The organism is Streptomyces drozdowiczii (assembly GCF_026167665.1).
Lineage (GTDB): Bacteria > Actinomycetota > Actinomycetes > Streptomycetales > Streptomycetaceae > Streptomyces > Streptomyces drozdowiczii_A.
The window spans coordinates 647,536-672,569 of record NZ_CP098740.1 but is presented as its reverse complement, the minus strand read 5'-3'; the positions used below and the strand labels follow the sequence as shown (position 1 = coordinate 672,569).

Here is a 25,034-nt window from a genome sequence, read left to right as displayed (position 1 = left end):
GCCGATGCCCGAAGCCCGGGTCCGCGCGGCGGCTCTTGCGCGTACCCACGGAGTTTCTGCGGCTGAGCGTAGTATGGTCGGACCATAAGTGGTGACGCGCGTCGCCCGCCCACCCAGAGCCATGATCGGGAGACCCATGCGCATCGGACTCTTCGCCACCTGTCTGGGAGACACGCTCTTCCCCGAGGCGGTGAAATCCACCGCGGTGCTGCTGGCCCGCCTGGGCCACGAGGTGGTGTTCCCGCCGGGCCAGACCTGCTGCGGCCAGATGCACGTCAACACCGGCTACCAGCGCGAACCCGTCCCGCTGGTCCGCAACTTCGCCGCCCAGTTCGGTGACAGCTCCATCGACGCCGTCGTCATGCCGTCGGGCTCCTGTGCCGGATCGGTCCGCCACCAGCACGAGATCGTCGCCGAGCGGTACGGGGACGCGGCGCTGCGCGCGGGCGTTGCGACCGTCAAGGCGAAGACGTACGAGCTGTCCGAACTCCTGGTGGACGTGCTGGGGGTGACCGATGTCGGCGCGTACTTCCCGCACCGGGTCACGTACCACCCCACCTGCCACTCGCTGCGCATGCTCAGGGTAGGCGACAAACCGCTGCGGCTGCTGCGCGCCGTCGACGGGATCGACCTGGTCGAGCTGGGCGAGGCCGACGCCTGCTGCGGGTTCGGCGGCACCTTCGCCGTGAAGAACGCCGACACCTCGACCGCGATGCTCCAGGACAAGATGCGCAACATCACCGCCACCGGAGCCGAGGTGTGCACCGCCGGTGACTCCTCCTGCCTGATGCACATCGGCGGCGGGCTCTCCCGTATCAAGGCCGGAACGACGACCCTGCACCTCGCCCAGATCCTCTCCTCCACCCGCACCTCGCCCCACGTCCTGACGGAGGCCGCCCGATGAGCGCGACGTTTCTCGGCATGCCCGCGACCCCGCCCCGCTCCCCGTACGGCACGGGCCATCTGCGCGGCGACCGGAAGTTCCCCGCCGCCGCCCACGACGAGCTGCGCAACGAGCAGCTGCGCCGCAACCTCGGCCGCGCCACCCACACCATCCGCGCCAAACGCCTGAACGTCACCGGCGAACTGCCCGACTGGGAGGAGCTGCGCGACGCCGGCTCCGCCATCAAGACCGACACCATGAACCGGCTCCCCGAACTCCTGGAGGAGCTGGAACGCAACGTCACCGCACGCGGCGGCACCGTCCACTGGGCACGGGACGGCGTCGAGGCCAACGAGATCGTCGCGCGGCTCGTCCAGGAGACGGGCAGCGACGAGGTCATCAAGGTCAAGTCGATGGCCACCCAGGAGATCGGGCTCAACGAACACCTCGAATCCCTCGGCATCACCGCGCACGAGACCGATCTCGCCGAACTCATCGTCCAACTCGCCCACGACAAGCCCTCGCACATCCTCGTCCCCGCCATCCACCGCAACCGGGACGAGATCCGGCAGATCTTCCTCAACGAGATCCCCGGCGTCGACCCGGCCCTGGACAACGTGCCCGCCCACCTGGCGGCCGCCGCCCGCGCCTATCTGCGCGAGAAGTTCATGACCACCAAGGTGGCCGTCTCCGGGGCCAATTTCGGGATCGCCGAGACCGGCACCCTCTCCGTCGTGGAGTCCGAGGGCAACGGCCGCATGTGCCTGACCCTCCCCGACACGCTGATCACCGTCATGGGCATCGAGAAGGTCCTCCCGCGCTACCAGGACCTGGAGGTCTTCCTCCAGCTCCTGCCGCGCTCCTCCACGGGCGAGCGGATGAACCCGTACACCTCGATGTGGACCGGCGTCACCCCCGGCGACGGACCGCGGACCTTCCACCTGGTCCTCCTCGACAACGGCCGCACCGCGGCCCTCGCGGACCGCATCGGCCGCGAGGCGCTGAACTGCATCCGCTGCTCGGCCTGCCTCAACGTCTGCCCGGTGTACGAGCGGGCCGGCGGGCACGCCTACGGCTCCACCTACCCCGGGCCGATCGGGGCCGTACTCACCCCGCAGCTCGCCGGCATGGACGCCGCCAAGGACGACCCCAACAGCTCGCTGCCGTACGCCTCCAGCCTCTGCGGGGCCTGCTTCGACGCCTGCCCGGTCAAGATCGACATCCCCTCGCTGCTCGTCGAACTGCGCCACCAGCACACCGAGCAGTCCGGCACCACCGCCGAGAAGCTGGCCATGAAGGCGGCCGGCGCGGTGATGAGCCGCCCCAAGGCGTACACCGCCGCCCAGAAGGCGTCGCGGCTCGGCCGCGCCCTGGCCCGGGACGGCAAGCTCCCGGCGCTGCCGCCCCCGCTGAACGGCTGGAGCGACAGCCGCGACACCCCCGCCCCGCCGAAGCAGACCTTCCGCGCCTGGATGGCCTCGGCCGAGGGCGCGGCCGCCATGCGCGAGGCGTCCGCCGAGCACACCCGCAACCAGCAGCAGGAGGACGGCGCATGACGACCGCCCGTGACACCGTGCTCGGCCGCGTCCGGGACGCGCTCGCCCTGGCACCTGCCCGGGAGACACCCGTCCCGCGCGCCTACCGCACCGGACGCACCCTCCCGGACGACGAACGCCTCGCCCTCTTCACCGACCGGCTGGTCGACTACAAGGCGCAGGTCCACCCCTGCACCGCCGACCGGACCGCCGAGGTGATCGCCGGGGTGCTGCGGGAGCGGGGAGCCGCGCGCATCGGAGTGCCCCCCGGGCTCGACACCGGGTGGCTGGACGCGTACGACGGCGAGGTCCAGCAGGACTCCGCGGAGATCCCGGCGCCGCGCCTGGACGCCCTCGACGGGGTCGTCACCGCGTCCGCCGTCAGCTGCGCCGAGACCGGCACCATCTTCCTGGACGGCTCGCCCGACCAGGGGCGACGGGCGCTGTCCCTCGTCCCCGACCTCCATGTGTGCGTGGTCGACCTGTCGACCGTGGAGGTGGGAGTGCCGGAGGCGGTGGCCCGGCTGGTGCCGGAGCGCCCGACCACGTTGATCAGCGGACCCTCGGCCACCTCCGACATCGAACTGGAGCGGGTCGAGGGCGTCCACGGCCCGCGTACCCTCGCGGTTGTCATTCGCACAGACGTTTAGGTGATCATGCCGGGCGGGATTACGCTCTCTGCCTGGCATGGACACACTTACCCTCGGGCAACTGGCGGCACTGGCCGCGGCCTCCGCACTCGTCGGCTTCTCCAAGACGGCCGTCAGCGGCGCCAACACGATCAGCCTCGCGGTCTTCGCGGCGGTTCTCCCCGCCCGCGAGTCCACCGGAGTGCTGCTCCCCCTCCTGATCGCCGGCGATGTGCTCGCGGTCCTCGTCTACCGGCGCCACGCGCACTGGCCGACCCTGCTGCGGCTCTTCCCGGCCGTCGCGGCGGGCGTGGTGGCGGGCACGCTGTTCATGATGTGGGCCGACGACGCCACCGTGCGGATCTCGATCGGCGCGATCCTGGTCTTCATGGCCGGGGTCACCGTCCGGCGCCGCCGCACGGCCCAGGCCGTCGCCGAACCCGGCGCCGACGAGGGACCGCCGACCGCCGGTGAACGGCTCAAGGCACGTTCGTACGGGGTGCTCGGCGGATTCACGACCATGGTCGCCAACGCGGGCGGCCCGGTGATGTCGCTCTACCTGCTCTCGGCCGGATTCCGGAAACTGGGCTTCCTCGGCACCTCGGCGTGGTTCTTCCTGATCGTGAACACCACGAAGGTGCCGTTCAGCGTGGGCCTCGGGCTGATCGACGGGCGCTCCCTGCTGCTGGACGCCTGCCTGCTGGTGTTCGTCCTCCCGGGCGCCTGGATCGGCCGCAAGTGCGTGGACCGCATCGATCAGCGGCTCTTCGAGCGCATCGTCCTGGCCGCGACCGTCGTCGGCGGCCTCCAACTCCTGCTCACCTGAAGGCGTTACGCCGACGGCCCCCGCGGACACGCGTCCGCGAGGGCCGTCTCGCGTATACCGGCGGGGCCGGTCAGACGATGCCCTCCTCGATCTCCGCCTGCTCGCGCGCGTTCCCGTACGCCGACGGCGTGCCGTACGAGCGCCGCGCGACGAACCACCACACCGTGGCCAGGACCAGCACGACGACCAGGGCGACCGAGGCGTAGTTCATCGAGCCGATCGTCACCGGGGACGACTGCGGCAGCAGGAACAGCACCGTCACGATCGCCACCCACACCACCGCGATCCAGCCCACCGGCTTCGACCACCGGCCCAGGTGCCACGGCCCGCGCTGGAAGCGGCCCCCGGCGCGCAGCTTCAGGAAGATCGGGATCGCGTACGCGGGTGTGATGCCGATGACGTTGATCGCCGTCACCGCGCCGTACGCGGTCGCCGAGTACAGCGACGGCAGGGCGAGCACCCCGGCCACGATCACCGACAGCCACACCGCGGGAACCGGCGTCTGCGTCCGCGCGCTCACCTTCCGCCAGAGCGAGGAACCGGGCAGCGCGTTGTCCCGGCTGAACGCGAACACCATCCGGCTGGCGGCGGCGACCTCGGCGTTCCCGCAGAACAGCTGCGCCGCGATCACGATCAGCAGCATCGCCGTCGCGCCGGAGGTGCCGAGCGCGTCGATCAGGATCTGCGCGGGCGGCACACCGGTGTCGGTCTTCTGCGTACCCACGTAGTCCTGGATGGCGAAGGTGAGCCCGGCCAGCAGGACGAAACCGGCCACCCACGACACCCAGATCGCCCGGACGATGCCGCGCGCCGCCGACACCGAGGCGTTCGAGGTCTCCTCCGACAGGTGCGCGGAGGCGTCGTAGCCGCAGAACGTGTACTGCGCGAGCAGCAGCCCGATCGCCGCCACGTACAACGGGTTGTGCCAGCCGGTGTCGTTGACGAACTCGGTGAACACGAACGAGGGCGACTGGTGGTGCGCGGGCACGATCGCCAGTACGGAGACGATCACCGCCACACCCACCAGATGCCACCACACGCTGACCGAGTTGAGGATGCTCACGAGCCGCACCCCGAACAGGTTGATGACGGCGTGCAGCAGCAGGATGCAGACGAAGATGATCATCGTCTTGCCCGGGGTCGGCGTGAAGCCCCACTGGATCTTCATCAGCGCGCCCGTGAACAGCGCGGCGCCGTAGTCGATGCCCGCGATGGCACCGAGCAGCCCGAGCAGATTCAGCCAGCCGGTGTACCAGCCCCACTTGCGGCCACCCAGCCGGTCCGCCATGTAGTACAGCGCCCCCGACGTCGGATACGCGCTCGTCACCTCGGCGAGCGCCATCCCGACGCACAGCACGAACAGGCCGACCCCGGCCCAGCCCCACAGCATCACGGCCGGGCCGCCCGTCGACATGCCGAAGCCGTACAGGGTCATGCACCCGGACAGGATCGAGATGACGGAGAAGCTGATCGCGAAGTTGCCGAACCCGCCCATGCGGCGGGCCAGGACCGGTTGGTAGCCGAGCTCACGGAGCCGTTGCTCCTCGTCCTTCGGCGCACTGGGCCCGGCACCCTTGCGGGGCGAGGTGGACACGGACATGGGGACCTCCTGGGGGTGGATGGGCAACGCGAAAGGGACGAGGGGAGGGTGCTCAGCCGGATTCGGCCGCCAGCGCACGGGCGCGGGCGCGCACGAAGACCTCCTCGGCACCGCCGGGGTCCTCGGGCGTACGGGAGCGGCAGGCCCAGGGCAGCGAGGTGAAGTACGGGCCCAGCTCGCGGAACACCTCGGCCGCGTCGGCGAACCGGAGCGCCCCCCACAGGGCGTGCGCCAGATGGTTGAGGTCGGGCAGGGTCCGGGCGGCGGCGGGGGAGCGGCGGTACCAGACCTCCAGCGCGCGCAGGGCCTCGCGTTCGGCGTCCTCGGTGACCCAGTGCAGGTCCAGGGCCTTGTCGTGGTCGTGCTCCCGGCGGTAGCGCTCGACCCGGACGTACAGCGGCAGCACATGGAGGGCCGAGCCCTCGGGCGCCGTGGACGACGCCCACTGAACGAAGTTCACCGCTTCGACGAGCGCGCCTCCCGCCCCGCGCGCGTACACGAACTGGAGCATCCGGTGATACGCCTCGCGGTTGTGCGGGTCGCGCCGGTCGGCCTCGGCCAGCAGCCCCCACGGACCCGGGAACAGCATGGGGCCGGGCGGCGGGAGCCGGTGCTCGGCGAGCCGCTGGCCGTCGTCCAGCTGGGACAGCGCGAGGAGGCACACCCAGGGCACCGGGTCGGCCGGTGCGGCGTGCGCCGCCGAACGGCACGCCTCCCACGCCTCCTGCCACAGCTCCCGGCCGCTGGGGTGTCCCGAGCGGTTGGCCCGCACCGCGCGCTCCACGGCGACCCGGGCGCGCATCACGGCCGCCGCGGTGCTCTCCGGCTCCTCTGTCAGCCAGGTCCGTATCGCGTCCGTCCCCGCCGCGACCGCGCCGAGGACCTGGGTGCGCTGGGTCCACAGCGTCCAGTCCGGGGTGCGCCCCAGCAGGTCGCGCATGGCGATCCAGCGGCCGGTGCGTAAGTCCTGTAACGCCGCGCGGAGTTCATTGTCGTGGCCGGCCGGATGATAAACCGGCCGGAATTCACCGTTGGCCATGGACGCGCTCGGGACGGGGTGCTGAATTCATCGATCCTCAGGGATTATTGCGGCGTAGAAACAGTTGAAGTGCGAACCGCTTTTGGGCTTCCGCTTGCTGCCCGGCGGTGAGTGTAGAGCCCTTTGCGCGGAACTCTCGAACGAATCATTGATTCCACCCAAGTCGCTTACCGCGTACTCGCGTTGGCGCCTTCCCGCCACCCTCGAAAGGTTCCGGACATACCGCCGGTGCCCGCTTGACGTAACCGCTGGGCTGCTCCACTCTGGGTGGCCGCGAGCGAAGATCACGATTCCGTTCGGGCCCCGGGCCCGCGTACCGCTGGAGAACCGATGGCAGGCCCGGTGCTGGCAATCGACCAGGGCACATCGGGAACGAAAGCGCTGGTGATCTGTCCCGAGCGCGGCGTGATCGGTTCCGGTTCCGCCCCCGTGCGGCCGCGGTACGGTCCCGGCGGAGCCGTCGAGACGGACCCGGCCGCGTTACTCGCATCGGTCGTCGCGGCCGGCCGCCGCGCCCTGGCCGCGTCGGGCTCCACCGTCGACGCCGTCGGGCTCGCCAACCAGGGCGAGACGGTCCTCGCCTGGGACCCGGACACCGGGCGACCGCTCACCGAGGCGATCGTCTGGCAGGACCGCCGCGCCGCCGGAATCTGCGCGGAACTCGTGCCCCGGGGCGAAGAGTTGCGCCGGCTCACCGGACTCCCGCTCGACCCCTACTTCGCCGCCCCGAAGATGGCCTGGATCCGCCGCGAACGGACCCGCGAGGGCGTCGTCACCACCAGCGACGCCTGGCTCGTCCACCAGCTCACCGGCGCCTTCGTCACGGACGCCGCCACCGCCGGACGCACCCAACTCCTCGACCTGGACCGCGTCGCCTGGTCACCGGACGCGCTGGACGCCTACGGGCTCGGCGACGAGCGGCTGCCCGCCGTGACCGACGCCGCCGGAACCTTCGGTACGACGGGCGTGTTCGGCGGCGAACTCCCGCTCACCGGGCTCCTGGTCGACCAGCAGGCGGCCCTGCTCGCCCAGAGCGCATCGGACCCGTCCGTCGCCAAGTGCACCTACGGGACCGGCGCGTTCCTCCTCGCCGGGACCGGCGCCGCCCCGCGCCGCAGCACCGGCGGGCTGGCCGGCTGCGTGGCCTGGCGGCTCGGCGGGCGCACCAGCTACTGCCTGGACGGCCAGGTCTATACGGCGGCCTCCGCCGTCCGCTGGCTCACCGACCTCGGGGTGATCGCCGGCGCCGCCGACCTCGACCCGGTCGGCGCCACCGTTCCCGACTCCGGCGGCGTCACCTTCGTCCCCGCACTCGCCGGCCTCGCCGCCCCCTGGTGGCGGAGCGATCTGCGCGGCGCGGTCACCGGGCTCGGCCTGGACACCTCGGCCGGGCACCTGGTGCGCGCCCTGTGCGAGGGGATCGCCGCCCAGGTGGTCGAGCTGGCCGCGGCGGTCACCGCCGACCGGGGCACACCGCTGTCCGTCCTGCGCGTCGACGGCGGCCTCACCCGCTCCGCCCTCCTCATGCAGACCCAGGCCGACCTGCTGCAACGCCCGGTCGAGGTGTCCGCGCTCCCCGACGTCACCGCGCTCGGCGTCGGCGCGGTGGCCCGCATGGGCGCCGACCCCGCGCTCCCGCTCGCCCGGGCCGTCCCCGACTGGAAACCGGCCGCGGTCTACGAACCACGCATCGGCCCGGACGAGGCGGCCGAACGCCTCGATGTCTTCCGCGCGGCCGTGCGCGCGCTGCTGGAGCGGTCGTGAGCGCGCGGGCCCACGGGACAGGCCCGGCGTGGTAGCCGCGACACCGCCCACTGTCACCCGCGCCGGAGACCCGCTCCCCGACGGCCCGCCCTACGACGTCACCGTCATCGGCGCCGGAGTCGTCGGCACCGCCATCGCCCGCGCACTGGCCCGCCACCCCCTGCGCACCGCCCTCGTCGAGGCCACGGACGACATCTGCACCGGCACCTCCAAGGCCAACACCGCGATCCTGCACACCGGGTTCGACGCCGCCCCCGGCACCCTGGAAGCCCGCCTCGTCCGCGAGGGGCAGCGCCTGCTCTCCGCGTACGCCGCCCGCACGGGCATCCCCGTCGCCCGCGTCGGCGCCCTCCTCGTCGCCTGGGACCGGGAACAACTCGAAGCGCTGCCCGCCCTGTCGGCCAAGGCCGAACGCAACGGATACCGGGCGGCCCGGCTGCTCGACGCCGAGGAGACCGCCGCGCGCGAACCGCACCTCGGGCCCGGCGCGCTCGGCGCCCTGGAGATCCCCGACGAATCCGTCATCTGTCCCTGGACCACCCCGCTCGCCTACGCCACCGAGGCCGTCCGGGCCGGGGTCCACCTCCATCTCGACTGCCCCGTCCAGCACATCGCGTACGCCGGGGGCCCGCACACCCTCACCACCGCCCGGGGCACCCTGCGCACCCGCCTGCTGATCAACGCCGCCGGGCTGCACGCCGACGCGATCGACCGGCTGCTGGGCCTCGACACCTTCACCGTGCGCCCGCGCCGGGGCCAGCTCATCGTCTTCGACAAGCTCGCCCGCGACCTGGTCCACCACATCCTGCTGCCCGTCCCCACCGCCGCCGGCAAGGGCGTCCTGGTGGCGCCGACCGTCTTCGGCAACGTCCTGCTCGGCCCCACCGCCGAGGACCTGGACGACAAGGACGCCACCGAGTCCACCGCCGAAGGGCTCGCCCTGCTGCGCGAGAAGGGGCGCCGCGTCCTGCCCCGGCTCCTCGACGAAGAGGTCACCGCCGTCTACGCGGGACTGCGGGCCGCCACCGGCCAGGACGACTACCGGATCACGGCCCACCCGGACCGGGCCCTCATCACCGTCGGCGGCATCCGCTCCACCGGGCTCACCGCGTCCATGGCCATCGCCGAGTACGTCGTCTCGCTGCTCCCCGACGCCGGACTCGACCCGGGAGAGCCCGCCGAACCGGCCCCGCCCACCATGCCCGGTCTCGGCGAAGAGGCCGTCCGCCCCTACCTCGACGCCGACCTGATCGCGCGCGACCCCGCCTACGGCACGGTCGTCTGCCACTGCGAGCGCGTCACGGAGGGCGAGATCCGCGACGCCCTCGCCTCGACGCTCCCGCCCCGTTCGGCAGCGGGGCTCGCCCGCCGGACCCGGGCCGGCAACGGACGCTGCCAGGGCTTCCACTGCGGGGCCGCGCTCCGCGCCCGGATCGAGGGGGCGCGCCCATGACCCGCTGCGAACGCCTCGTCGACGTGCTGGTCGTCGGCGCCGGACCGGCCGGCCTCGCGGCGGCGGCCGGTCTCGCCGCCGCCGGGGTGCGGCGCGTCGAGGTGCTGGAGCGCGACCAGGCGCCGGGCGGCATCCCCAGGCACTGTGCCCACGGCGGATTCGGTACGCGCGCGAGCGGCGATCTCACCGGTCCCGCGTACGCCCTGCGGTGCGCGGCCGAGGCACGCGCGGCCGGCGCCACGCTCCGCACCGGCATCACGGTCACCGGCTGGGCCGGGCCCCGTACCCTCGACGCCACCGGCCCCGACGGCCTGGAACGCCTCACCGCCCGCGCCGTCGTCCTCGCCACCGGCGCCCGCGAACGCCCCCGCGCCGCCCGGCTCGTCCCCGGCACCCGCCCGGACGGCGTCTACACCACCGGCGAACTCCAGCAGGCCGTCCACCTCCACCACCAGCCCATCGGCACCCGCGCCGTGGTCATCGGCGACGAACCGGTCAGCCTTGCCGCAGCCGAAACACTGCGCACCGCCGGGGCCCACCTCGTCGCCCGCGTCACGGAGCACCCGCCCCGCCCCTTCGCGGCCGTCCGCCCGGCCGGCGGGGCACCCCTGCTCACCCGCACCACCGTCACCGCCCTGACCGGCCGCCCCCGCCTCACCGGCGTCCGCGTGCGCCACGCGGACGGGCGGACCGCCACCCTGGCCTGCGACACGGTGGTCTTCACGGCCGACTGGATCCCCGACCACGAACTCGCCCGGCGCGGCGGCATCCCGCTGGATTCCGGCACCAGGGGGCCCGCGCACGACCCCGCGTTCCGCACCGGACGGCCGGGGGTCTTCGCCGTCGGGAACCTCCTGCGCGGCGGGGAGAGCGCGGCCACCGCCGCCCGCGAGGGCCGGGCCGCCACGGGGCCCGTGCTGGCCCACCTCAGCGCCGGGACCTGGCCGGTCGGCGGTCCGCCCCTCGCCGTCGCCGCCCCGCTGGAGTGGGTCGCGCCCAACCTCACCGGTCCGGGCGGGCGCAGGCTCCTGCTGCGGACCGGCCGCCGACTGGCCGTACCGCTGCTCGTCGTCGCCCAGGACGGGGCACTGCTGCACCGTGGGCGCCTGGCGCGGTCCGTCGCGCCAGGCCGCTCCTTCTCCCTCACCGCCGACTGGCTGGGCCGCGTCGACCCGCGGGGCGGCACCGTGCACATCCGGGTCGCCTGATCCCCGTACCGCTCAGGGAATCAGCAGCCAGTCCGCGCCGATCGCGGCGACCAGCCCGACCGCCAACAGCCAACTGCCCAGCCGGGTACGCCCGTTCCGGCTCAGCTCGATCACGATCCCGCAGAGGATCAGCGCCAGCCCGTACACCCCGACCACCAGCACGGACGCGCGGCTCGCGAGCCGCAGCCCGAGCACCACCGCCATCGCCACCATGCCGACCGAGGAGAGCACGATGCGCAGCCGTCTGGCCTGGCGCGGGGTCAGCCGCCGCTCGCCGGTGTCCTCACCCTCCGCGAGGTCGTCCGCGAGACCGTCCGCGACCTCCTCGGGGGTGTCGTCGGCTATCGGCGCGTCCACGGCTCGGTCCTGGTCAGAAGTGCTCATGACGCGGGATCGTAGTGGCTCCACCCCGGCCTGTTCGCCGTTGTCAACCAACACCGTCGAAAGCAGGCCGAGTTGTGCCTCAGGGTTGCTCCGCCCGCAGTCGCGGTGCCTCCGCCGCCGCGTCCACCGGCCCCGCGCCCGTACGCTCCACCCGCGCCGCCAGGTCCCGCGCCCAGCCGGTCAGCTCCCCGAGCCCCATCCCGTGCGCCTCACCCGCTCCGTACGCCTCCAGCGCCGCCGCGCCGCGCCGCAGCAGCCGCGCCCCGCCGGTCGCGTTGCCCCGGGCGGCATGGGTCAGGCCGACGGCCAGCTGGGCGAGCCCGCGCCACAGCTCCCGTTCCGCCTCCGGGCCCGCCTTCCAGGCATCCTCGAAGACCTCGTGCGCGTGGAACGGCATGCCCGCGTCCAGCAGCCGCTGCGCCTCCCCGACGGTCTCACCGGCAGTGCGTTCGACGCCCTCCGGCTGGCGTTCCACCCCCGGTGCCCCGTACGGCAGCGGGCGCCCCAGCCCGTCACGGGGGCGCGCGTTGTGCGCCCGTCCCTCGGAATCCCGGTCCCTGCGTGTCTCGTTCACGCCCCCGATTGTGCCCCGCACCTGCGGCGAACTGTCCGAACCACTGTCCGTAAGACCCCGCGCGCGACTAGGCTCGACCACCATGGTCACCACTTTGGGGAGGGTAGGCATGAAGCCGTCCCGGCCGCTTTATGAGCGCGAACCGGAACTCGCCACTGCCGCACAAGCCATCGACGCGCTCTGCGGGGCACAGGCCACCGGCGGGCTGCTGATCTACAGCGGCGAGGCAGGCATCGGCAAGACCGCGCTCCTGGAGGAGATCCAGGCCATGGCGGCGGACCGGTGCACCATCTGGTCGGCGCGCGGCGGTGAGACGGTCACCTCGGTGCCGTTCCACGTCGTACGACAGCTGCTCCAGCCGGCCCTGGGCCAGTTCCCGCCCGACGACATGCGGGCCCTGTTCGGCCCCTGGTTCGACAGCGCCGCCCCGGCCCTGGGGCTGGCCGAGCCCTCCGGCCCGCAGCCCGATCCGCAGGGTGTGCGCGACGGCCTCGACTACGTCGTGCGGCGGCTCGCCTCCCGGCTCAGCCACCGCCCGCTGCTCCTGATCATCGACGACGCGCACTGGGCGGACGGCGAATCCCTCGCCTGGCTCGCCTCGTTCACCGCCCGCCTCGGCGAGCTGCGCGTGCTGGTCGTCCAGGCCCACCGACCCGAGGAGCTGGCCGCCCGCGAGGCCGCGCGCAACGCGGCCGACGGCCACCCCGCGCAGATCCGGGTCGCCCTGCGCGCCCTCACTCCGGACGCCACCGCCGAACTGGTCCGTGCCACCCTCGGAGAGCACGCGGACGACCCGTTCTGCCGCGAGGTCTGGGCCGTCACCGGCGGCAATCCCTACGAGGCGGTCGAGCTCGTCGCCAAGGTCCAGGACAAGGAGCTGGCCCCGCTGGAGGAGTCCGCCGGGCTCCTGCGCGAACTCGGCGCATCCGCGCGGGGCAGCGGCCTCGTCGCCCGCCTCGAACGGCTCGGCACCAACGCCAACCGGTTCGCCTGGGCGGCCGCCGTCCTCGGCACCGACATCTCCCAGGACCTCGCCGCGCGACTGGCCGGGATGAGCCCGGCCGAGGCCGCGGACTGCACCGCCCGGCTGCGGGAGGCCCGTATCGTCAGCGGGTTCGACCCGCTGGAGTTCGTGCACCCGCTGATCGCCTCCGCCATCTACCGCTCGATCCCGCCGGCCACCCGCACCGCCATGCACGGACGCGCCGCCTGGGCGATCACCGACGCCGGTCTCGGCCCCGCCGCGGCCTCCCGCCACCTGCTCGAAGTCCACCCGGACGACGACCAGGAACTCGTCGCACAGCTGCGGGCCGCAGCCAAACAGCACCTCGCCGTCGGCGCCCCCGAGGCCGCCCGGCGCTGCCTGGAGCGCGCGCTCGAAGAGCCGCCGCGCCACGACGTACGCGCCACCCTGCTGTACGAGCTGGGCTGCGCGACGCTGCTCAGCTCCCCGGCCACCACCGTGCAGCACCTGCGGGCCGCCCTGGACATGCCCGGCCTCGTGGACGAGCTGCGGGTCGACGCCACATTCCGGCTGGCCGCCGCGCTGTCCCACAACAACCAGCTCAAGGAGGCGGCCCTGGCCCTCGCGGCCGAGGCCGAACGCACCGCACCCGGCCCCGGCCTGATGCGGCTCCAGGCCGCCCACTTCCTCTGGGAGGGCATGCAGGCCACCGAGGAGGACGGCCCCGGCCGCTCGCGCCGGCTCGCCGCCAACGCCGACCACCTCACCGGCCGGGACAACGCCGAACGCGCCCTGCTCACCCTCCGCGCCTTCGACGCCATGCTGCGCGGCGAGAACGCCGAGATCATCGTCGACTTCTGCGAGCGCGCCCTCGTGGACGGCCACCCCGCACGCGGACTGGGCTGGACCGACTCCGAGTGGGGCTTCGAGCTCCCCGCCATGGTCGGGATCACCTACGCCTTCACGGACCGGCTCGACCGGGCCGAGGAGCTGTTCGGCGAGGCGGTCCGGGCCTTCGAGATCTCCGGCTGGAGCGGCGCCCACCTGGCCTTCGCGCACACCCTGCTCGGCCTGGTCCACCGCCGCCGGGGCCGCCTCGCCGAGGCGGAGGGCTTCCTGCGCGAGGGCCTGCGCCTCGCGGACCGCGTCGGCAGCGGGCTCCCGGTCCACTGGGACGCGGCGTGCCTGCTCATCGACACCCTGCTCGCCCGGGGCCGGGTCCCCGAGGCCCGCAAGGTCGCCGACCAGTACGACTTCGGCCTGCCCTACCCGAGCGCCATGGTGCTGCCGGACGCGCCGTGCGTCCGCGGCCGCCTGCTGCTGGCCGAAGGCCGTACGAAGGAAGCGGTGACCGAGCTGGAGGCGGCCGGGCGCTCGCTGGAACCGCGCGGCAGGTTCAACGGCATCTGGGGCCCCTGGGCCGGCGACCTGGCCCGCGCCCTCGCGGACGAGGACCCCGGCCGCGCCGCCCAGCTCGCCAACACGGCCCGGGTCCACGCGGAGCGCTTCGGCACGGAGACCGCCATCGGCGAGGCCCTGCGCTGCGTGGCCCTCTTCGCGCGCCCGGAGGAGTCCGTACACCTCCTCGGCGAGGCGGTTCGCCATCTGGAGGCGTCCCCCTCCGGCTACGAGTTCGCCCAGGCGCTCTACGACTATGGCGTCGCCGCCCGCTCGCCCCGCGAACTGGCCCGCGCCCACAAGCTGGCCACCGCCTGCGGCGCGGAAGGACTGGCCGCCCGCGCCCAGCAGGCACGCGCGTCGATCCGGTCCACCGAGTGAGGTAATGTTTTCCCTGCAGCCGCCACCCGGCGAGACCGGGCGAGCGGCGGCGGGACGTGGCGCAGCTTGGTAGCGCACTTGACTGGGGGTCAAGGGGTCGCAGGTTCAAATCCTGTCGTCCCGACTGGATGCAGTCGCAGGTCAGGGCCGGTTTCGGAATCACCGAAACCGGCCCTCGGTCTTTGTCCGGCACCGCACCCCGGTGTTTTTCCCTCGGATGCCCGGGTACCCGGTCGGACACAGAGCACCACGGCACTCCGGCGCAGGGGTGCGACCGAACAGAGGAGTAGCCATGCTGAAGGCGATTGCAGATGTGTTCCGTTCCATCGGCGGCGCCATCGCCACGGTCGTCACGCTTCCCTTCCGGGCCGTCGGGCGGCTCTTCAGCGGTGCGTCGAGCACCGCCCACGGTCACCACTGAGCCCACGCCGACGTCGCCACGGGCGCCCGAAGGGCGGTTCCGGAGAGATCCGGGACCGCCCTTCGGCATGTCCGGGGGCCGCTGTCCCCGTTCTCGGCCGATCGCGCGCGGCAATGGCCTGCCGCAGGGGCTTGCGAGGGGCGGACGAAGTAATGAATCATCATTCAGAGCTTCGCCCGGGCCGGTGCGCCGAGCAGGTGCGCCGTGCGGGACCGGCGACAGCGTTTCCCAGGAGAGAGGCCGGAAACCCCCATGGCTGAGCGACGCATGTACTCGGGGACCGCCAGGTCGATCGCGGCCTGCTGCGCGTCCGGTGTCCTCGCGGCCCTGCTTGCCGCGACACCGTCCGCGGCGGCGGGCCACGGAGGCGGCGTTCCCGAAGGGCCGCGCGGCGAAGGCTTCTACCACGCGTCCCGCGGGCTCGTGGAGCACGGACGGCACGGCACGCTCATCCGGGCGCAGCGGCTGACCGGGGTCGCGGCCTTCGCGGGCGCCGACAACTGGCGTGTGCTGTACCGCTCGGTGACCCCGCAGGGCAGGGCGGTGGCCGTCTCCGGCACGGTCGCGATCCCGCACGGGCGGCCCCCGGCGGGCGGCCGGCCGGTGCTCTCCTGGCTGCACGGCACCACGGGCGTGGCGGACGCCTGCGCCCCGTCGCGGGACACCGCGAACGGCCCGGCGCACGACTATCTCCAGGCGATGCAGGACACCGTGGCCCCCTGGGTGGCACGCGGATACGCGGTGACCCGGACCGACTACCAGGGCCTGGGCACCGACGGCACGCACAGCTACCTCGTCGGCGAGGCGGAGGCCCGGGCCGCCGCCGACCTGACCCGTGCCGCGCACCAGCTCTCGCGCCACCTGAGCAACGAGTGGGTGGCGTACGGCCATTCACAGGGCGGGCACGCCGCGGTCTTCGCCGCCGACCTCGCCAACCGCTGGACGCCGGAACTGCGGCTCGTCGGGGCGGCCGCGCTGGCGCCCGGGTCGCAGCTCAGCAAGGCCGTGCCGGCGCTGCGCGAACAGCCGCTCGCCGGGGTGAGCGACTTCTTCCCGCTGATCGTCCGCGGCGCGCAGACCGTTCGCCCCGTGCCGGACAAGGACATCTTCACGCCGAAGGCCCTGGCGGTGGCCGGTGACGCGGACCGGCTGTGCAGCGCCCAGCTCCGCGACCCGGGCTCCTGGGGCTCGTTGAAGAGCGACGAGATCTTCCGCAAGGACGCCGACCTCACCTCCCTCGACAAGGTGCTCGCCGACAACGAGCCGGGCCTGCTGTCCCCGCGCGTCCCCGTGCTGCTCGCCCAGGGCGGCAAGGACACGGTCATCCAGCCCGCCTGGACCGCTGCCCTGGGCGAGCAACTGCGGGCGAACGGCGTCCACGTCACCTCGTACACCTACCCCGGGGCCGACCACCGCGGAGTCCTGTCGGCGTCCCTGCCGGACGTCACCCGCTGGATCGACGACCTCTTCGGCCGGCCGCGCGGGTGAGCGGGAACTTGGCATCGCGCGCACCCTTTCCTGGCATCCCGCGCAGACCTTCGCGGGTGCCCCGAAGGGGTCGGTGGCCGGGGGACCGGCAGGCCCGCGTCCGCGCCGCGCCACGCACTTGAGCTGTCGCGGAGCTGTCACATACCCGATCTATTGTGTCCCTCGCGCCGCGTCGGATCCGGGGGAGGAGACGACGCGTGGGCGCACATGACGAGGGGGTCTTGCATGTCGAACGCGAAGTCGGATCCGAAGAACCCGGCACCGGATGCCACGGCGGCGGCCCGCGCACAACTGGGCGCGGAGATGCGGAGGATCAAGGAGGGAGCTCAGCTCAGCTTCGGCGGGCTGGCCGACCGTACGCACTACAGCCGCTCCTCGTGGGAGAGGTTTCTCAACGGCAAGCAGCTGCCGACCCCCGTGGCGGTCGAGCAGTTGGCGGCCGTGGCGGGCACTCCGCCGGAACCGCTGCTCGACCTGCTGGCCAGAGCGGGCGCGCCGGTCACGGCGCCGGTGCCGGTCGTGGCCGGCCGAACTACGGGGGCCCACACCGCTGCCGGTGACACGGCCGCCGGGGATCGAGCCCCGGGCGAGCGGCCCGGGGTGTCGTGGCGGCGGCGCTGCGCGGTGATCGGTTACATCGCGGCCGGCGCCCTGATGGGCTCCGTGGCGACCGGACTGCTCTCCCCGTACCTCGCGGGAGCGGCCCAGGGCCCGGACCCGGCGAAGACCCGTACCGAGAGCAAGAAGGCGGGCGGGCAGGGAGCGGACCTCGTGCCCCGCGCGGGCGACATCGAGGTCAAGTGCACGTCGGACGCCTGTTGGCGCAACGATCCCCAGGCCATGGAGTGCCAGTGGGACGCGAAGACCGCCAAGAGCACCTATCTGCGCGGCATGCAGATCGAACTCCGCTACAGCGCCGCCTGCCAGGCGGTCTGGGGCCGGATCGAGGGCGGCGCCGTCGGCGACAAGGTGATCATCAAGGACGCTCGGGGGATGGAGCTGGACGCCTTCATCCGCTTCGAGCACGACTCGTACACCAAGATGCTCGGGGTCTCCGAGGACGCTCCGCTCGACGCCATGAGCGTGTGCGGGGAGATCCCCTCGGAGAAGCAGATGCAGTGCGCGCCGACGGGAACGGCCCGGATGCCCTGACGGCGGGGGCCGAGGGTGAGTCAGCGGGCCCGGCGCATCCGCAGCGGGGCGTACACCGCGAGCGCCACCAGGAACGCCACCCCGTACGCCAGATCCGCCCCGTGCAGCGCCTCGGCCACCGGGCCCACGTACAGGCCGGTGCTCATGAACGGGACCGCCGCCGCGAAGGCCACGGCGAACGCGGCGAGCGCCGGCCACCACGGGCGCGGCCGGGCGTGCTCGGCCGCGAGGTCGACGGGGGCGCCGCGCCGGGCCCTGGCGCGGACCAGCCAGTCCACGGACACGATCGCCACGAAGCCGGGGATCCAGTAGCCGACGAGCAGCAGCACGTTCTGGAAGCGGGCGGTCGTGTCCGCCGCGTGCATCCAGAGCACCAGCGGGAACCCGAGGGCGGCGGCGAGGGCCGCGGCCACCGGACGCGGCAGGCGCACCCCCATGGTCTGCAACGCGAGCGAACCGCTGTAGTCGTTCATCGCGTTGCTGCACAGCGCGGCCAGCGCCACCGCGAGCAGCCCGAACGCCCCGAGCGCGCCCCCGCCGAGCAGGGAGTCGATGCCGCGCGCGGTCTGGTCCGTGAAGACCGAGGCGCCCCACAGCCCGATCGTCTGGACCGCCACGAACGAGGCGCTGATCCCGCCCAGCGTGCACCAGAACATGCGCGTCCGGGACGTCTCGCGCGGCAGATAGCGGCTGAAGTCGCTCACGTACGGCGCCCAGGACAGCGCCAGGCTCAGGGCGATGGTGCAGGTCAGGACGAACGCCCCGGCCCGGTCGGCGCCGTGCACGGTCGAGGTGGTCACCGGGTCCACCCCGCGCAGGAGCTTGGTGGCGAGCACGGCGAAGGCGGCCGCCAGGGCGAACGTCATCACGGTCTGGAGCCGGTGGATCACCTCGTAACCCAGCACCCCGAGCGCACCCTGCGCGGCCATCATGACCAGCACCCCCAGCCAGAACGGCCAGCCGCACAGCTGCGCCAGCGCGTCCCCGCCGAAGAGGCCGATCAGGGCGTCCCAGGCGATGGACGACAGCCATTGCAGGGCGCCCGGCAGCACCACACCCGGTCCGAACGCCAGTCGGGACAGCGGAAGTTGACCGGAGCCGGTACGGCTGCCCCAGGTGCCCAGATACGCGGTCGGCGCGGCGCCCACGAGGGTGCCGAGCACGACCGCTGCGAGGGCGGTCCCGAAGTCCAGGCCGAGCGCGATGCCGACGGTGCCGGTGAAGACGCCGGTCATGGTCAGGTTGGGTGCGAACCAGACGGTGAACAGCCGGCCCGCCCGGCCGTAACGGCGGTCCTCGGGGACCGGGGCTATCCCGTTCGCCTCGATGCGCAGATCGCCGGGGGCGGTGGGCATGCGCCCGCCGAAAGCGGCGCGCTCGTCCTGGGCATACGGCAACGACATGAAGACATCCCTCCGCCAGTGCTAACTGGTTCAGGTTCGACGGGTGTGATCTCAGCCCCGTGCGGGGCACCCCGTGTCCGGTGTGGCGGCCAGAATAGCGCCGACCCGTCCGATGTCGTCGCGGGGGTCAGCTGAAGAGCTTCGCCACGAACGCGTGGAGGTTGTCGACGGTGCGGGCGATCTGCTCCTCCGTGGTCAGGCTCTCCTTGAACCGGGCCCCGGAGTCCACCTTCTTCTTGCCGCGCACATACAGCGAGCAGGCCAGATCGGTGCACATGTACAGGCCGACCGAATTGCCGTCGCGCCCGGCGGGCCCGGTCTTGCGGGCGGTCATCAGGGAGACCCCGCTGCCCGGGTGCGTGGTCAGGCAGAGCGAGCACATGCTCCGGTGCAGGAAGCCGCGCTGCTGGGACGGGAAGCGCAGCGAGATCCCGGCGGGCTCGCCCTCGTGCTCGGTGACGATGTAGCTGCGTCCCGGCGCGGACAGGTCGCGCCAGCCGAGGAAGTCGAGGTCGTCCCACGGCAGCTCCTCGAAATCGCGGGGGAGCGGCAGGCGCTTGGCTTCCCCCTTGGAGCAATTCACGAACGATGAGCGGATGTCCTGCTCGGTCAGGGCCTTCATGACCACGAAGCTAACTCTGCCTATGGCCCCTAGGCAAACGATTAATTCGGTTAGGGGCTCACCTGGGGCTCTTCGGGCGCGAGGGCGAGCCGGTGCACGGGCGGATGCGGGATGGCGAGGTCCGGGCGCCAGGTGGCGAGGATCTGCGCCGACGGGTCGAAGAGCGGCGAGGGGAGCGCGTCGAGCGGGGTCCACTCCCAGGTGCTGATCAGATGCGGCTCGGTCACCCGTGCCGTGCCGCTGTCCACGCGCACCAGCGCGGCCATCGTCACGCGGTTGATCCCGCCGAGGGCGTCGTGCAGCATCGCGAAGACGGTGACCTCGTCCTCGGGGACCGCCAGCCCGGTCTCCTCGCGCAGCTCCCGCACGGCCGCCGCCGCGACGGACTCCGGCACCGGGTCGACCTTGCCGCCGGGCAGCTCCCAGGTGCCGCTGTGGTGCCGGCCCAGCAGGATCCGGCCCTGCGCGTCCTGCACGATCACCCCGACCCCCAACGCGGCCTGGGCCTTGGGCAGTCGGGTGTTACGGGAGGGGGCGGCGGAACTCTCGGTGGCCATGCTGCTCCTCGGCGGGGCGATCGGGTCCGGGCGTCGAGCCTACGGGGATGCCGCGTCCGCCCCCCGCCCTCATGGGGATGCCGCGTCCGCCCCCGCCCTCATACCGCCAGCCGCAGCGAGGTCTCCGAGACCCCGAGCCGTACGCTCTGCCCCCACGTCAGCTCCAGCGCGTCCGTCTCCATCCCGTCGCCGAACACCACCACCCGGTCCGACTCCACGGTCAGCCGCAGCCCCTGCCCGGGCCCCAGCTCGCCCGAGACGAACGACGTGCCGGTCGACGGCGAGGGCCACGCCTCCCGGACGAACCAGAGCAGCCGGGGATCGGCGGGCCCGGGCAGCGGGAGGGTGCTGCGGCGCTCCTGCCAGAGCGAGCGCAGCCAGCCGGTCGCCCCGGTGCCGGTGCCGACCAGGACGCCGGAGGACGCCTGCGGCTCGGCGGGGGAGTCCGCCGTGTCGGGCCCGAGCCGGTAGCGGGCCGTCTGGTGGCCGGGCGGGCCGAGGTAGACCTCGTTCAGGGCGAGCAGCCGCTGCGTGTCGTCGGCCACCGCCTCCACCATCGTCAGCGCGTCGGCCCGCCCGGCCGGCGCCACGGCCGCCCGCATCAGCGCCCCCGCGTCGGCCGGGCGGTGGCGCACCAGGACGCCGGGGTTGCGGCCCGGGTCGGTGTCGATGCCGATGACCGGCTGGCCGGAGAGGTACTTCGCGGCGTTGGCGACCAGGCCGTCCTGCCCGACGACCACCACCACGTCCTCGGGCGCGAACAGGAACCGGTCCAGGTCGGCCCGCTCCACCCGGCAGTGCCGCCAGGTGAGCGGAACGGCCGCCGCCACATCCGCCAGGGCCTGCCGGGTCCGCTCGTGCCGCCGGGCCACCTCCTCGATGGACCGGCCCCGTGCGCCCAGCACGAACGCGGCCTGGCCGTGCGTGCCGTGGCGGGCGAGCAGCTCCTCGTACTCCGTGGTGCGGTGGACGAGGACCGCCCGCGGGGCCAGGCTCACGCCCCCGCCTCCGGCCGGCCCAGCTTGCTGAGCAGGCCGGTGAGGACATCGGGCGAGAGGGTGAGGCTGTCGATGTGCGGCAGGTTCTCGGCGAGCCGGGTGGCCGCCAGCGCGTGCAGCGTCGCGGCCTCCACCTCGCCGTGCGCCCGGAGCCAGGCGGCCTGCGCCTCGGCGCGTGCCGCGCCCACCTGCCGGGCGGCCTCCGCCTCGGCCCCCGCGAGCCGCACGGTGCGGGCGGCCTCGGCCTCGGCGCGCACCCCGTCGGCGGCGGCGCCCTCCTCGGCCTCGCGGCGGGCGTTGGTGCCGCGCTGCTCGACCAGCTGCTCCTCGCGCCGGGCCAGCTCGATCTGGCTGGCGAGCTCGTTCTCGGCGATGGTCCGCTCGCGCTCGACGGCCACGGCGCGCCGCTCGTACGTGGCCCGGTCGGCCTCCTGCTGGATCTGCTCGCGGGCGGGGGTGCGCAGGGCGCGCTCCACCTCGGCCTCGGGGCGGATGGCGACGACGCGGACGGCGACCACGTCGATGCCGGTGGCGGGGAGCCTCGGCTCGGCGGCGAGACCGGCCGCGACCCGCTCGCGGACGGCGGCGACCCCGTCGACCAGGGCGCCGGCCAGCGGGGTGCGGGCCAGCACGTCCAGGGTGTGCTGCTGGGCGGTCTCGGTGAGCAGGGTGGCGATCTGTTCGAGGGGGGCGCCGCGCCAGGCGCCGGTGTCCGGGTCGACGGAGAAGTCGAGGCGGGCGGCCGCCTCGGCCGGGTCGCTGATCCGGTAGGTGACGGTGGCCTGGACCGTGACGTCCTGGAAGTCGGAGGTGCGCGCGTGGAACGCCATGGCCAGCTCGCGGTCGTTGACCGGCACCTCGGAGAGCGCGGCGCTCAGCGACCGGTACCAGAAGCTCAGTCCGGCCCCGTCGTGGGCCAGCTTGCCGCGCTTGTGGTGGCGGATGTGCGCGGTGGGCGCCGAGCGGAGATGGCGCCAGCCGAAGCGGCGGGTGATGTCGGCCATGGGAACCCCCAGATGTCGTTTTCGTCATGACGACGATAAGCGGAATCCCGCCTTATCGTCAAGAGGACGAATAAAGGAGGTTCCGGGTACGCGAACGGCCGGTGACTTCGGAGAAGTCACCGGCCGGCCGGGTGCGCGCCGCCCCCGTCCCCACGGTGCGGCGCGGGCGGGCCGCCGTCATCCGCTCGGACGACGGCCCACGTCTGTCAGGACCCGGACGCCGGGGCGTCCAGGCCGAGTGCGGGAAGGACCGCGCCCGCCACGAAGCGGACGAGGTAGCTCTCGTCCGCGTGGGTGCCCGCCAGCATCGGGCGGGCCCGCATCACGCCGAGCAGCTGCGCGGAGACGAACTCCGCCGCCGGATTGTCCGGCGCCACCTCGCCGCGCTCCACTCCGCGCCGTACGAGCGCGTCGACCGCGGCCATCTCCGGCAGGATCAGCGACTCGCGCAGGGCGCACAGCAGCTCCGGGCTCTGCAACGCCGCATGGCTCAGCGCCAGCATCAGCGGCGTGTCGCGGCCCGCGCCCTCGCCGATGGCCCGGGCCGCCTCCAGTAGGTCGCCGGCCAGCGAGCCGGTGTCGATCTTCCGCAGGGCGCCGCGCCGGGTGCCGTGCAGGGCGGCCACCACCAGCTCGGGCTTCGAGCCCCACTGGCGGTAGAGCGTCGACTTGCCGCAGCGGGACCGGGCGGCGACCCCCTCCATGGTCAGCGACTCGTAGCCGTTCTCCCTCAGCATGTCGAGCACGGCGGTGTAGAGCTCCTGGGCCCGCTCCGGCGTGATCTTCGAGCGGCGCTGCGCGGGGGGCTGCTCCTGCTCGGTCTGCTGCGGCGACATGTGCCTTCCCTCTCTGCGACTCTGCGACGAGGTCCATCGATACGCCAGTGTACCGATACGCGTGTGTACCGATACGCTGCCGTATCGGTACACTGGCGTATCGATAAGGGCGGACGTCCGCCGAAACGCAGCAGCAAAGGGGCACCGGGTGAAGCACGCCGGCACCACGCCCGCCGATCGGAAGCCGGACACCTTCGCCCGCCCGCCCCTGGTCCGCGAGCTTCTTCTCGTCGTCGGGCTCTTCCTGATCTACAAGCTCGGCCGCCAGGCCGCGAACGGCCATGTGGACGAGGCATTCCGCAACGCGGGCCACGTCTGGGACGTCGAGCGCGCCGCGCACCTGCCCGGCGAGGGCGCGGTCCAGGGCCTGTTGCTCCACGACGAGACGCTGATCCACCTGGCGAACACCTACTACGCGACCGTGCACTTCCCGGCCACGCTGCTTTTCCTGGCCTGGCTCTACTGGCGCAGCCCCCGCCACTACGTCTGGGCCCGCCGCGTCCTCGCCGCGCTCACCGGCGCCGCGCTCGCCCTGCACCTGCTCTTCCCGCTGGCCCCGCCGCGCCTGCTCGCCGCCACCCACCTCGTGGACACCGGCCGGGTGTACGGGCCCTCGGTGTACGGGGCCCAGCCGGCCACGGACTCCATGACCAACCAGTTCGCCGCGATGCCCTCGCTGCACTTCGGCTGGGCCGTCATGGTCGGCGTCGGCCTGGTCGTCGCCACCCGTTCCCGCTGGCGGTGGCTGTGGCTGCTGCACCCGGCGATCACCCTGTTCGTCATCGTCGGAACCGCCAATCACTACTGGCTCGACTCGATCGTGGTGGCCGCCCTGCTCTCCGTCACGCTCGCCGCGCTCCGCCTCCCGCGCGCCGAACCGGTCCGCCCGCCGCAGCCGTGGCCGTCCGTCGTAGGGCAGCGGGAGCACGCCGCCGTGTACGCCGCCTCCGGGGCGCACCGGTGAACGCCACCCTGGCCGCCGTCGCGCTCTCCCTCGTCTCGGCCGCCGCCTACGCCGCCGCGGCGGTCGCCCAGGCCCGGCTGGCCGGCCGCACCGCGCCCGGCACCGGCACGCTCCGGCTCCTCGGACGCGGCGCCTGGTGGTGCGCGGTCGGCCTCAACGCGGGCGGCGCGCTACTGCACGTGGCCGCCCTGAAGTACGGCCCGCTCACCCTGGTCCAGCCGCTCGGCGCGCTGACCCTGGTCGCGGCCGTCCCGCTCGGCGCCCGGGCCGCGGGCCGCCGGGTCACGGCCACCGAGTGGCGCGGCACGCTCCTCACCCTGCTCGGCCTCGGCGCCCTGCTCCTGACGGCGGGCGGCGCCGCCCCGCACGAGACCCTGACCATGACCGAGGCGCTCGCCGTGGGCGCCGGCACCATGGCGCTCGTCGCCGGGCTCAGCCGCCCCGGCGCCCGCCCCGGGCTGCGGCACGCGGCGGCCTCCGGCATCACGTCCGGCGTCGCCTCCGCGCTCACCCAGACCCTGACCGTCGCGGTGACCGACCACACCGGACCGCTGCTCAGCGCCCGCGTCGTGGTCGTCGCCGTGCTGGTCTCCGCCTTCGCGATGAGCGGGCTGCTGCTCTCCCAGACCGCCTACCGGGGCGGGCTCGGGCCCCGCTCGCCGTCGTCACCCTCGCCAATCCGGTCGCCGCCGCGGCCATCGGCCTCGCCCTGCTGGGGGAGCGGTTCCAGGGCGGACCGGCCGGACTCGTCCCGGCGCTGCTCGGCACGGTGGCGGCGGTCCGGGGCGTGATCCTGCTGACCCGCGCCCAGGCGCAGACGGCGCCGGCGGTGGCCGGTGCCGCGCCGCCCGCCCCGTCGCGGGTGGTCATCAGCAGCCCTCGTGTCGCGCGCCGCGAACAGCGCCGCCGGGTCGGCGCCGGGCGCCACTGATTCCGTACGCCGTACGCGCC

At 73.6% G+C, this 25,034-nt stretch carries 22 protein-coding genes, 1 tRNA gene, 1 pseudogene and 1 riboswitch; of the genes and pseudogenes, 14 read left to right on the top strand and 10 right to left on the bottom strand.

What is annotated here, in order from left to right; translation table 11 throughout:
• Positions 1–136 precede the first annotated feature (136 nt).
• Genes NEH16_RS03055 through NEH16_RS03040 form a run of 4 tightly spaced genes read left to right on the top strand, consistent with a single transcriptional unit; the run spans position 137 to position 3,873 of the window.
• Complete coding sequence (locus tag NEH16_RS03055) at positions 137–904, top strand: (Fe-S)-binding protein (RefSeq protein WP_265538957.1); 768 nt, start codon at positions 137–139, stop codon at positions 902–904.
• A complete protein-coding gene (locus NEH16_RS03050) occupies positions 901–2,439 on the top strand; it encodes a LutB/LldF family L-lactate oxidation iron-sulfur protein (protein WP_265538955.1) in 1,539 nt (512 codons plus the stop codon). Before NEH16_RS03055 ends, NEH16_RS03050 begins: the two co-directional genes overlap by 4 nt.
• Positions 2,436–3,068 (top strand): LutC/YkgG family protein, encoded by a 633-nt coding sequence (locus tag NEH16_RS03045; protein ID WP_265538954.1) that lies wholly within the window; start codon positions 2,436–2,438, stop codon positions 3,066–3,068. The genes NEH16_RS03050 and NEH16_RS03045 overlap by 4 nt, the downstream gene beginning before the upstream one ends.
• Positions 3,069–3,105: 37 nt before the next feature.
• Entirely contained in the window at positions 3,106–3,873 is a 768-nt protein-coding gene (locus NEH16_RS03040) for a sulfite exporter TauE/SafE family protein (protein ID WP_265538952.1), read from the top strand.
• A gap of 70 nt (positions 3,874–3,943) precedes the next feature.
• Here NEH16_RS03040 and NEH16_RS03035 read toward each other — a convergent pair whose 3' ends face one another.
• Both NEH16_RS03035 and NEH16_RS03030 read right to left on the bottom strand, forming a co-directional pair.
• Positions 3,944–5,473 (bottom strand): amino acid permease, encoded by a 1,530-nt coding sequence (locus NEH16_RS03035; protein WP_073965624.1) that lies wholly within the window; start codon positions 5,471–5,473, stop codon positions 3,944–3,946.
• 52 nt (positions 5,474–5,525) lie between these two features.
• Positions 5,526–6,512, bottom strand: a complete 987-nt coding sequence (locus tag NEH16_RS03030; RefSeq protein ID WP_073965623.1) for a hypothetical protein — start codon at positions 6,510–6,512, stop codon at positions 5,526–5,528.
• A 330-nt stretch (positions 6,513–6,842) separates the two neighbouring features.
• Here NEH16_RS03030 and NEH16_RS03025 point away from each other — a divergent pair, with 330 nt between their 5' ends.
• Genes NEH16_RS03025 through NEH16_RS03015 form a run of 3 tightly spaced genes read left to right on the top strand, consistent with a single transcriptional unit; the run spans position 6,843 to position 10,937 of the window.
• Positions 6,843–8,276 (top strand): FGGY family carbohydrate kinase, encoded by a 1,434-nt coding sequence (locus NEH16_RS03025; protein WP_265538950.1) that lies wholly within the window; start codon positions 6,843–6,845, stop codon positions 8,274–8,276.
• Between the two features lie 28 nt (positions 8,277–8,304).
• Positions 8,305–9,729: an NAD(P)/FAD-dependent oxidoreductase gene (locus tag NEH16_RS03020; protein ID WP_265538948.1), complete on the top strand. Its 1,425-nt coding sequence runs from the start codon at positions 8,305–8,307 to the stop codon at positions 9,727–9,729.
• Complete coding sequence (locus NEH16_RS03015) at positions 9,726–10,937, top strand: NAD(P)/FAD-dependent oxidoreductase (RefSeq protein ID WP_265538947.1); 1,212 nt, start codon at positions 9,726–9,728, stop codon at positions 10,935–10,937. The genes NEH16_RS03020 and NEH16_RS03015 overlap by 4 nt, the downstream gene beginning before the upstream one ends.
• Positions 10,938–10,949: 12 nt before the next feature.
• Here NEH16_RS03015 and NEH16_RS03010 read toward each other — a convergent pair whose 3' ends face one another.
• Together NEH16_RS03010 and NEH16_RS03005 are read right to left on the bottom strand one after the other, a co-directional pair.
• On the bottom strand, positions 10,950–11,321 hold the full coding sequence (locus tag NEH16_RS03010; RefSeq protein WP_265538945.1) for a hypothetical protein: 372 nt from the start codon (positions 11,319–11,321) through the stop codon (positions 10,950–10,952).
• Between the two features lie 79 nt (positions 11,322–11,400).
• Positions 11,401–11,895: a DUF309 domain-containing protein gene (locus NEH16_RS03005; RefSeq protein WP_073965618.1), complete on the bottom strand. Its 495-nt coding sequence runs from the start codon at positions 11,893–11,895 to the stop codon at positions 11,401–11,403.
• A 109-nt stretch (positions 11,896–12,004) separates the two neighbouring features.
• Here NEH16_RS03005 and NEH16_RS03000 point away from each other — a divergent pair, with 109 nt between their 5' ends.
• From NEH16_RS03000 to NEH16_RS02980, 5 genes are all read left to right on the top strand, one after another.
• Positions 12,005–14,638, top strand: a complete 2,634-nt coding sequence (locus NEH16_RS03000; protein ID WP_265538942.1) for an ATP-binding protein — start codon at positions 12,005–12,007, stop codon at positions 14,636–14,638.
• Between the two features lie 50 nt (positions 14,639–14,688).
• Positions 14,689–14,762, top strand: a tRNA-Pro gene (locus tag NEH16_RS02995).
• 168 nt (positions 14,763–14,930) lie between these two features.
• Positions 14,931–15,059, top strand: coding sequence for an LPFR motif small protein (locus NEH16_RS02990; protein WP_265538940.1), 129 nt, complete (start codon positions 14,931–14,933; stop codon positions 15,057–15,059).
• 252 nt (positions 15,060–15,311) lie between these two features.
• The gene (locus NEH16_RS02985) at positions 15,312–16,547 is read left to right on the top strand and encodes a lipase family protein (RefSeq protein WP_265538938.1); all 1,236 of its coding nucleotides are present in this window, start codon (positions 15,312–15,314) and stop codon (positions 16,545–16,547) included.
• A gap of 225 nt (positions 16,548–16,772) precedes the next feature.
• Positions 16,773–17,699, top strand: coding sequence for a helix-turn-helix domain-containing protein (locus NEH16_RS02980; RefSeq protein WP_265538936.1), 927 nt, complete (start codon positions 16,773–16,775; stop codon positions 17,697–17,699).
• Positions 17,700–17,719: 20 nt separating this feature from the next.
• Here the strand turns inward: NEH16_RS02980 and NEH16_RS02975 are convergent, their stop codons facing one another.
• The 6 genes from NEH16_RS02975 to NEH16_RS02950 all read right to left on the bottom strand — a co-directional run bounded on the left by NEH16_RS02975 (position 17,720) and on the right by NEH16_RS02950 (position 23,119).
• Entirely contained in the window at positions 17,720–19,102 is a 1,383-nt protein-coding gene (locus tag NEH16_RS02975) for a purine-cytosine permease family protein (RefSeq protein WP_265538934.1), read from the bottom strand.
• Positions 19,093–19,186: riboswitch (TPP riboswitch) on the bottom strand. (Overlaps the previous gene by 10 nt.)
• A gap of 43 nt (positions 19,187–19,229) precedes the next feature.
• On the bottom strand, positions 19,230–19,724 hold the full coding sequence (locus NEH16_RS02970) for an FBP domain-containing protein (RefSeq protein ID WP_073966262.1): 495 nt from the start codon (positions 19,722–19,724) through the stop codon (positions 19,230–19,232).
• Positions 19,725–19,774: 50 nt separating this feature from the next.
• Complete coding sequence (locus NEH16_RS02965) at positions 19,775–20,281, bottom strand: nucleotide triphosphate diphosphatase NUDT15 (RefSeq protein ID WP_265538928.1); 507 nt, start codon at positions 20,279–20,281, stop codon at positions 19,775–19,777.
• A gap of 98 nt (positions 20,282–20,379) precedes the next feature.
• Positions 20,380–21,279 (bottom strand): hypothetical protein, encoded by a 900-nt coding sequence (locus tag NEH16_RS02960; RefSeq protein WP_265538927.1) that lies wholly within the window; start codon positions 21,277–21,279, stop codon positions 20,380–20,382.
• Positions 21,276–22,283 (bottom strand): SPFH domain-containing protein, encoded by a 1,008-nt coding sequence (locus tag NEH16_RS02955; RefSeq protein ID WP_265538926.1) that lies wholly within the window; start codon positions 22,281–22,283, stop codon positions 21,276–21,278. Before NEH16_RS02955 ends, NEH16_RS02960 begins: the two co-directional genes overlap by 4 nt.
• A gap of 206 nt (positions 22,284–22,489) precedes the next feature.
• On the bottom strand, positions 22,490–23,119 hold the full coding sequence (locus NEH16_RS02950; protein ID WP_265538925.1) for a TetR/AcrR family transcriptional regulator: 630 nt from the start codon (positions 23,117–23,119) through the stop codon (positions 22,490–22,492).
• Between the two features lie 148 nt (positions 23,120–23,267).
• Here NEH16_RS02950 and NEH16_RS02945 point away from each other — a divergent pair, with 148 nt between their 5' ends.
• A complete protein-coding gene (locus NEH16_RS02945) occupies positions 23,268–24,083 on the top strand; it encodes a phosphatase PAP2 family protein (protein ID WP_265538924.1) in 816 nt (271 codons plus the stop codon).
• Positions 24,080–25,014, top strand: a pseudogene (locus tag NEH16_RS02940) (hypothetical protein). The gene NEH16_RS02945 and the pseudogene NEH16_RS02940 overlap by 4 nt, the downstream one beginning before the upstream one ends.
• The last annotated feature ends 20 nt before the right edge of the window (positions 25,015–25,034 follow it).

Bases quoted from the DNA above. Each gene is read 5' to 3' on its own strand.
- NEH16_RS03055 (WP_265538957.1), top strand. From the start codon at position 137: ATGCGCATCGGACTCTTCGCCACCTGTCTGGGAGACACGCTCTTCCCC.
- NEH16_RS03010 (WP_265538945.1), bottom strand. From the start codon at position 11,321: ATGAGCACTTCTGACCAGGACCGAGCCGTGGACGCGCCGATAGCCGAC.
- NEH16_RS03045 (WP_265538954.1), top strand. From the start codon at position 2,436: ATGACGACCGCCCGTGACACCGTGCTCGGCCGCGTCCGGGACGCGCTC.
- NEH16_RS02980 (WP_265538936.1), top strand. From the start codon at position 16,773: ATGTCGAACGCGAAGTCGGATCCGAAGAACCCGGCACCGGATGCCACG.
- NEH16_RS03035 (WP_073965624.1), bottom strand. From the start codon at position 5,473: ATGTCCGTGTCCACCTCGCCCCGCAAGGGTGCCGGGCCCAGTGCGCCG.
- NEH16_RS02965 (WP_265538928.1), bottom strand. From the start codon at position 20,281: ATGGCCACCGAGAGTTCCGCCGCCCCCTCCCGTAACACCCGACTGCCC.
- NEH16_RS02975 (WP_265538934.1), bottom strand. From the start codon at position 19,102: ATGTCGTTGCCGTATGCCCAGGACGAGCGCGCCGCTTTCGGCGGGCGC.
- NEH16_RS03030 (WP_073965623.1), bottom strand. From the start codon at position 6,512: ATGGCCAACGGTGAATTCCGGCCGGTTTATCATCCGGCCGGCCACGAC.
- NEH16_RS02985 (WP_265538938.1), top strand. From the start codon at position 15,312: ATGGCTGAGCGACGCATGTACTCGGGGACCGCCAGGTCGATCGCGGCC.
- NEH16_RS02950 (WP_265538925.1), bottom strand. From the start codon at position 23,119: ATGTCGCCGCAGCAGACCGAGCAGGAGCAGCCCCCCGCGCAGCGCCGC.
- NEH16_RS03050 (WP_265538955.1), top strand. From the start codon at position 901: ATGAGCGCGACGTTTCTCGGCATGCCCGCGACCCCGCCCCGCTCCCCG.
- NEH16_RS02990 (WP_265538940.1), top strand. From the start codon at position 14,931: ATGCTGAAGGCGATTGCAGATGTGTTCCGTTCCATCGGCGGCGCCATC.
- NEH16_RS03000 (WP_265538942.1), top strand. From the start codon at position 12,005: ATGAAGCCGTCCCGGCCGCTTTATGAGCGCGAACCGGAACTCGCCACT.
- NEH16_RS02955 (WP_265538926.1), bottom strand. From the start codon at position 22,283: ATGGCCGACATCACCCGCCGCTTCGGCTGGCGCCATCTCCGCTCGGCG.
- NEH16_RS02970 (WP_073966262.1), bottom strand. From the start codon at position 19,724: ATGAAGGCCCTGACCGAGCAGGACATCCGCTCATCGTTCGTGAATTGC.
- NEH16_RS03025 (WP_265538950.1), top strand. From the start codon at position 6,843: ATGGCAGGCCCGGTGCTGGCAATCGACCAGGGCACATCGGGAACGAAA.
- NEH16_RS03015 (WP_265538947.1), top strand. From the start codon at position 9,726: ATGACCCGCTGCGAACGCCTCGTCGACGTGCTGGTCGTCGGCGCCGGA.
- NEH16_RS03040 (WP_265538952.1), top strand. From the start codon at position 3,106: ATGGACACACTTACCCTCGGGCAACTGGCGGCACTGGCCGCGGCCTCC.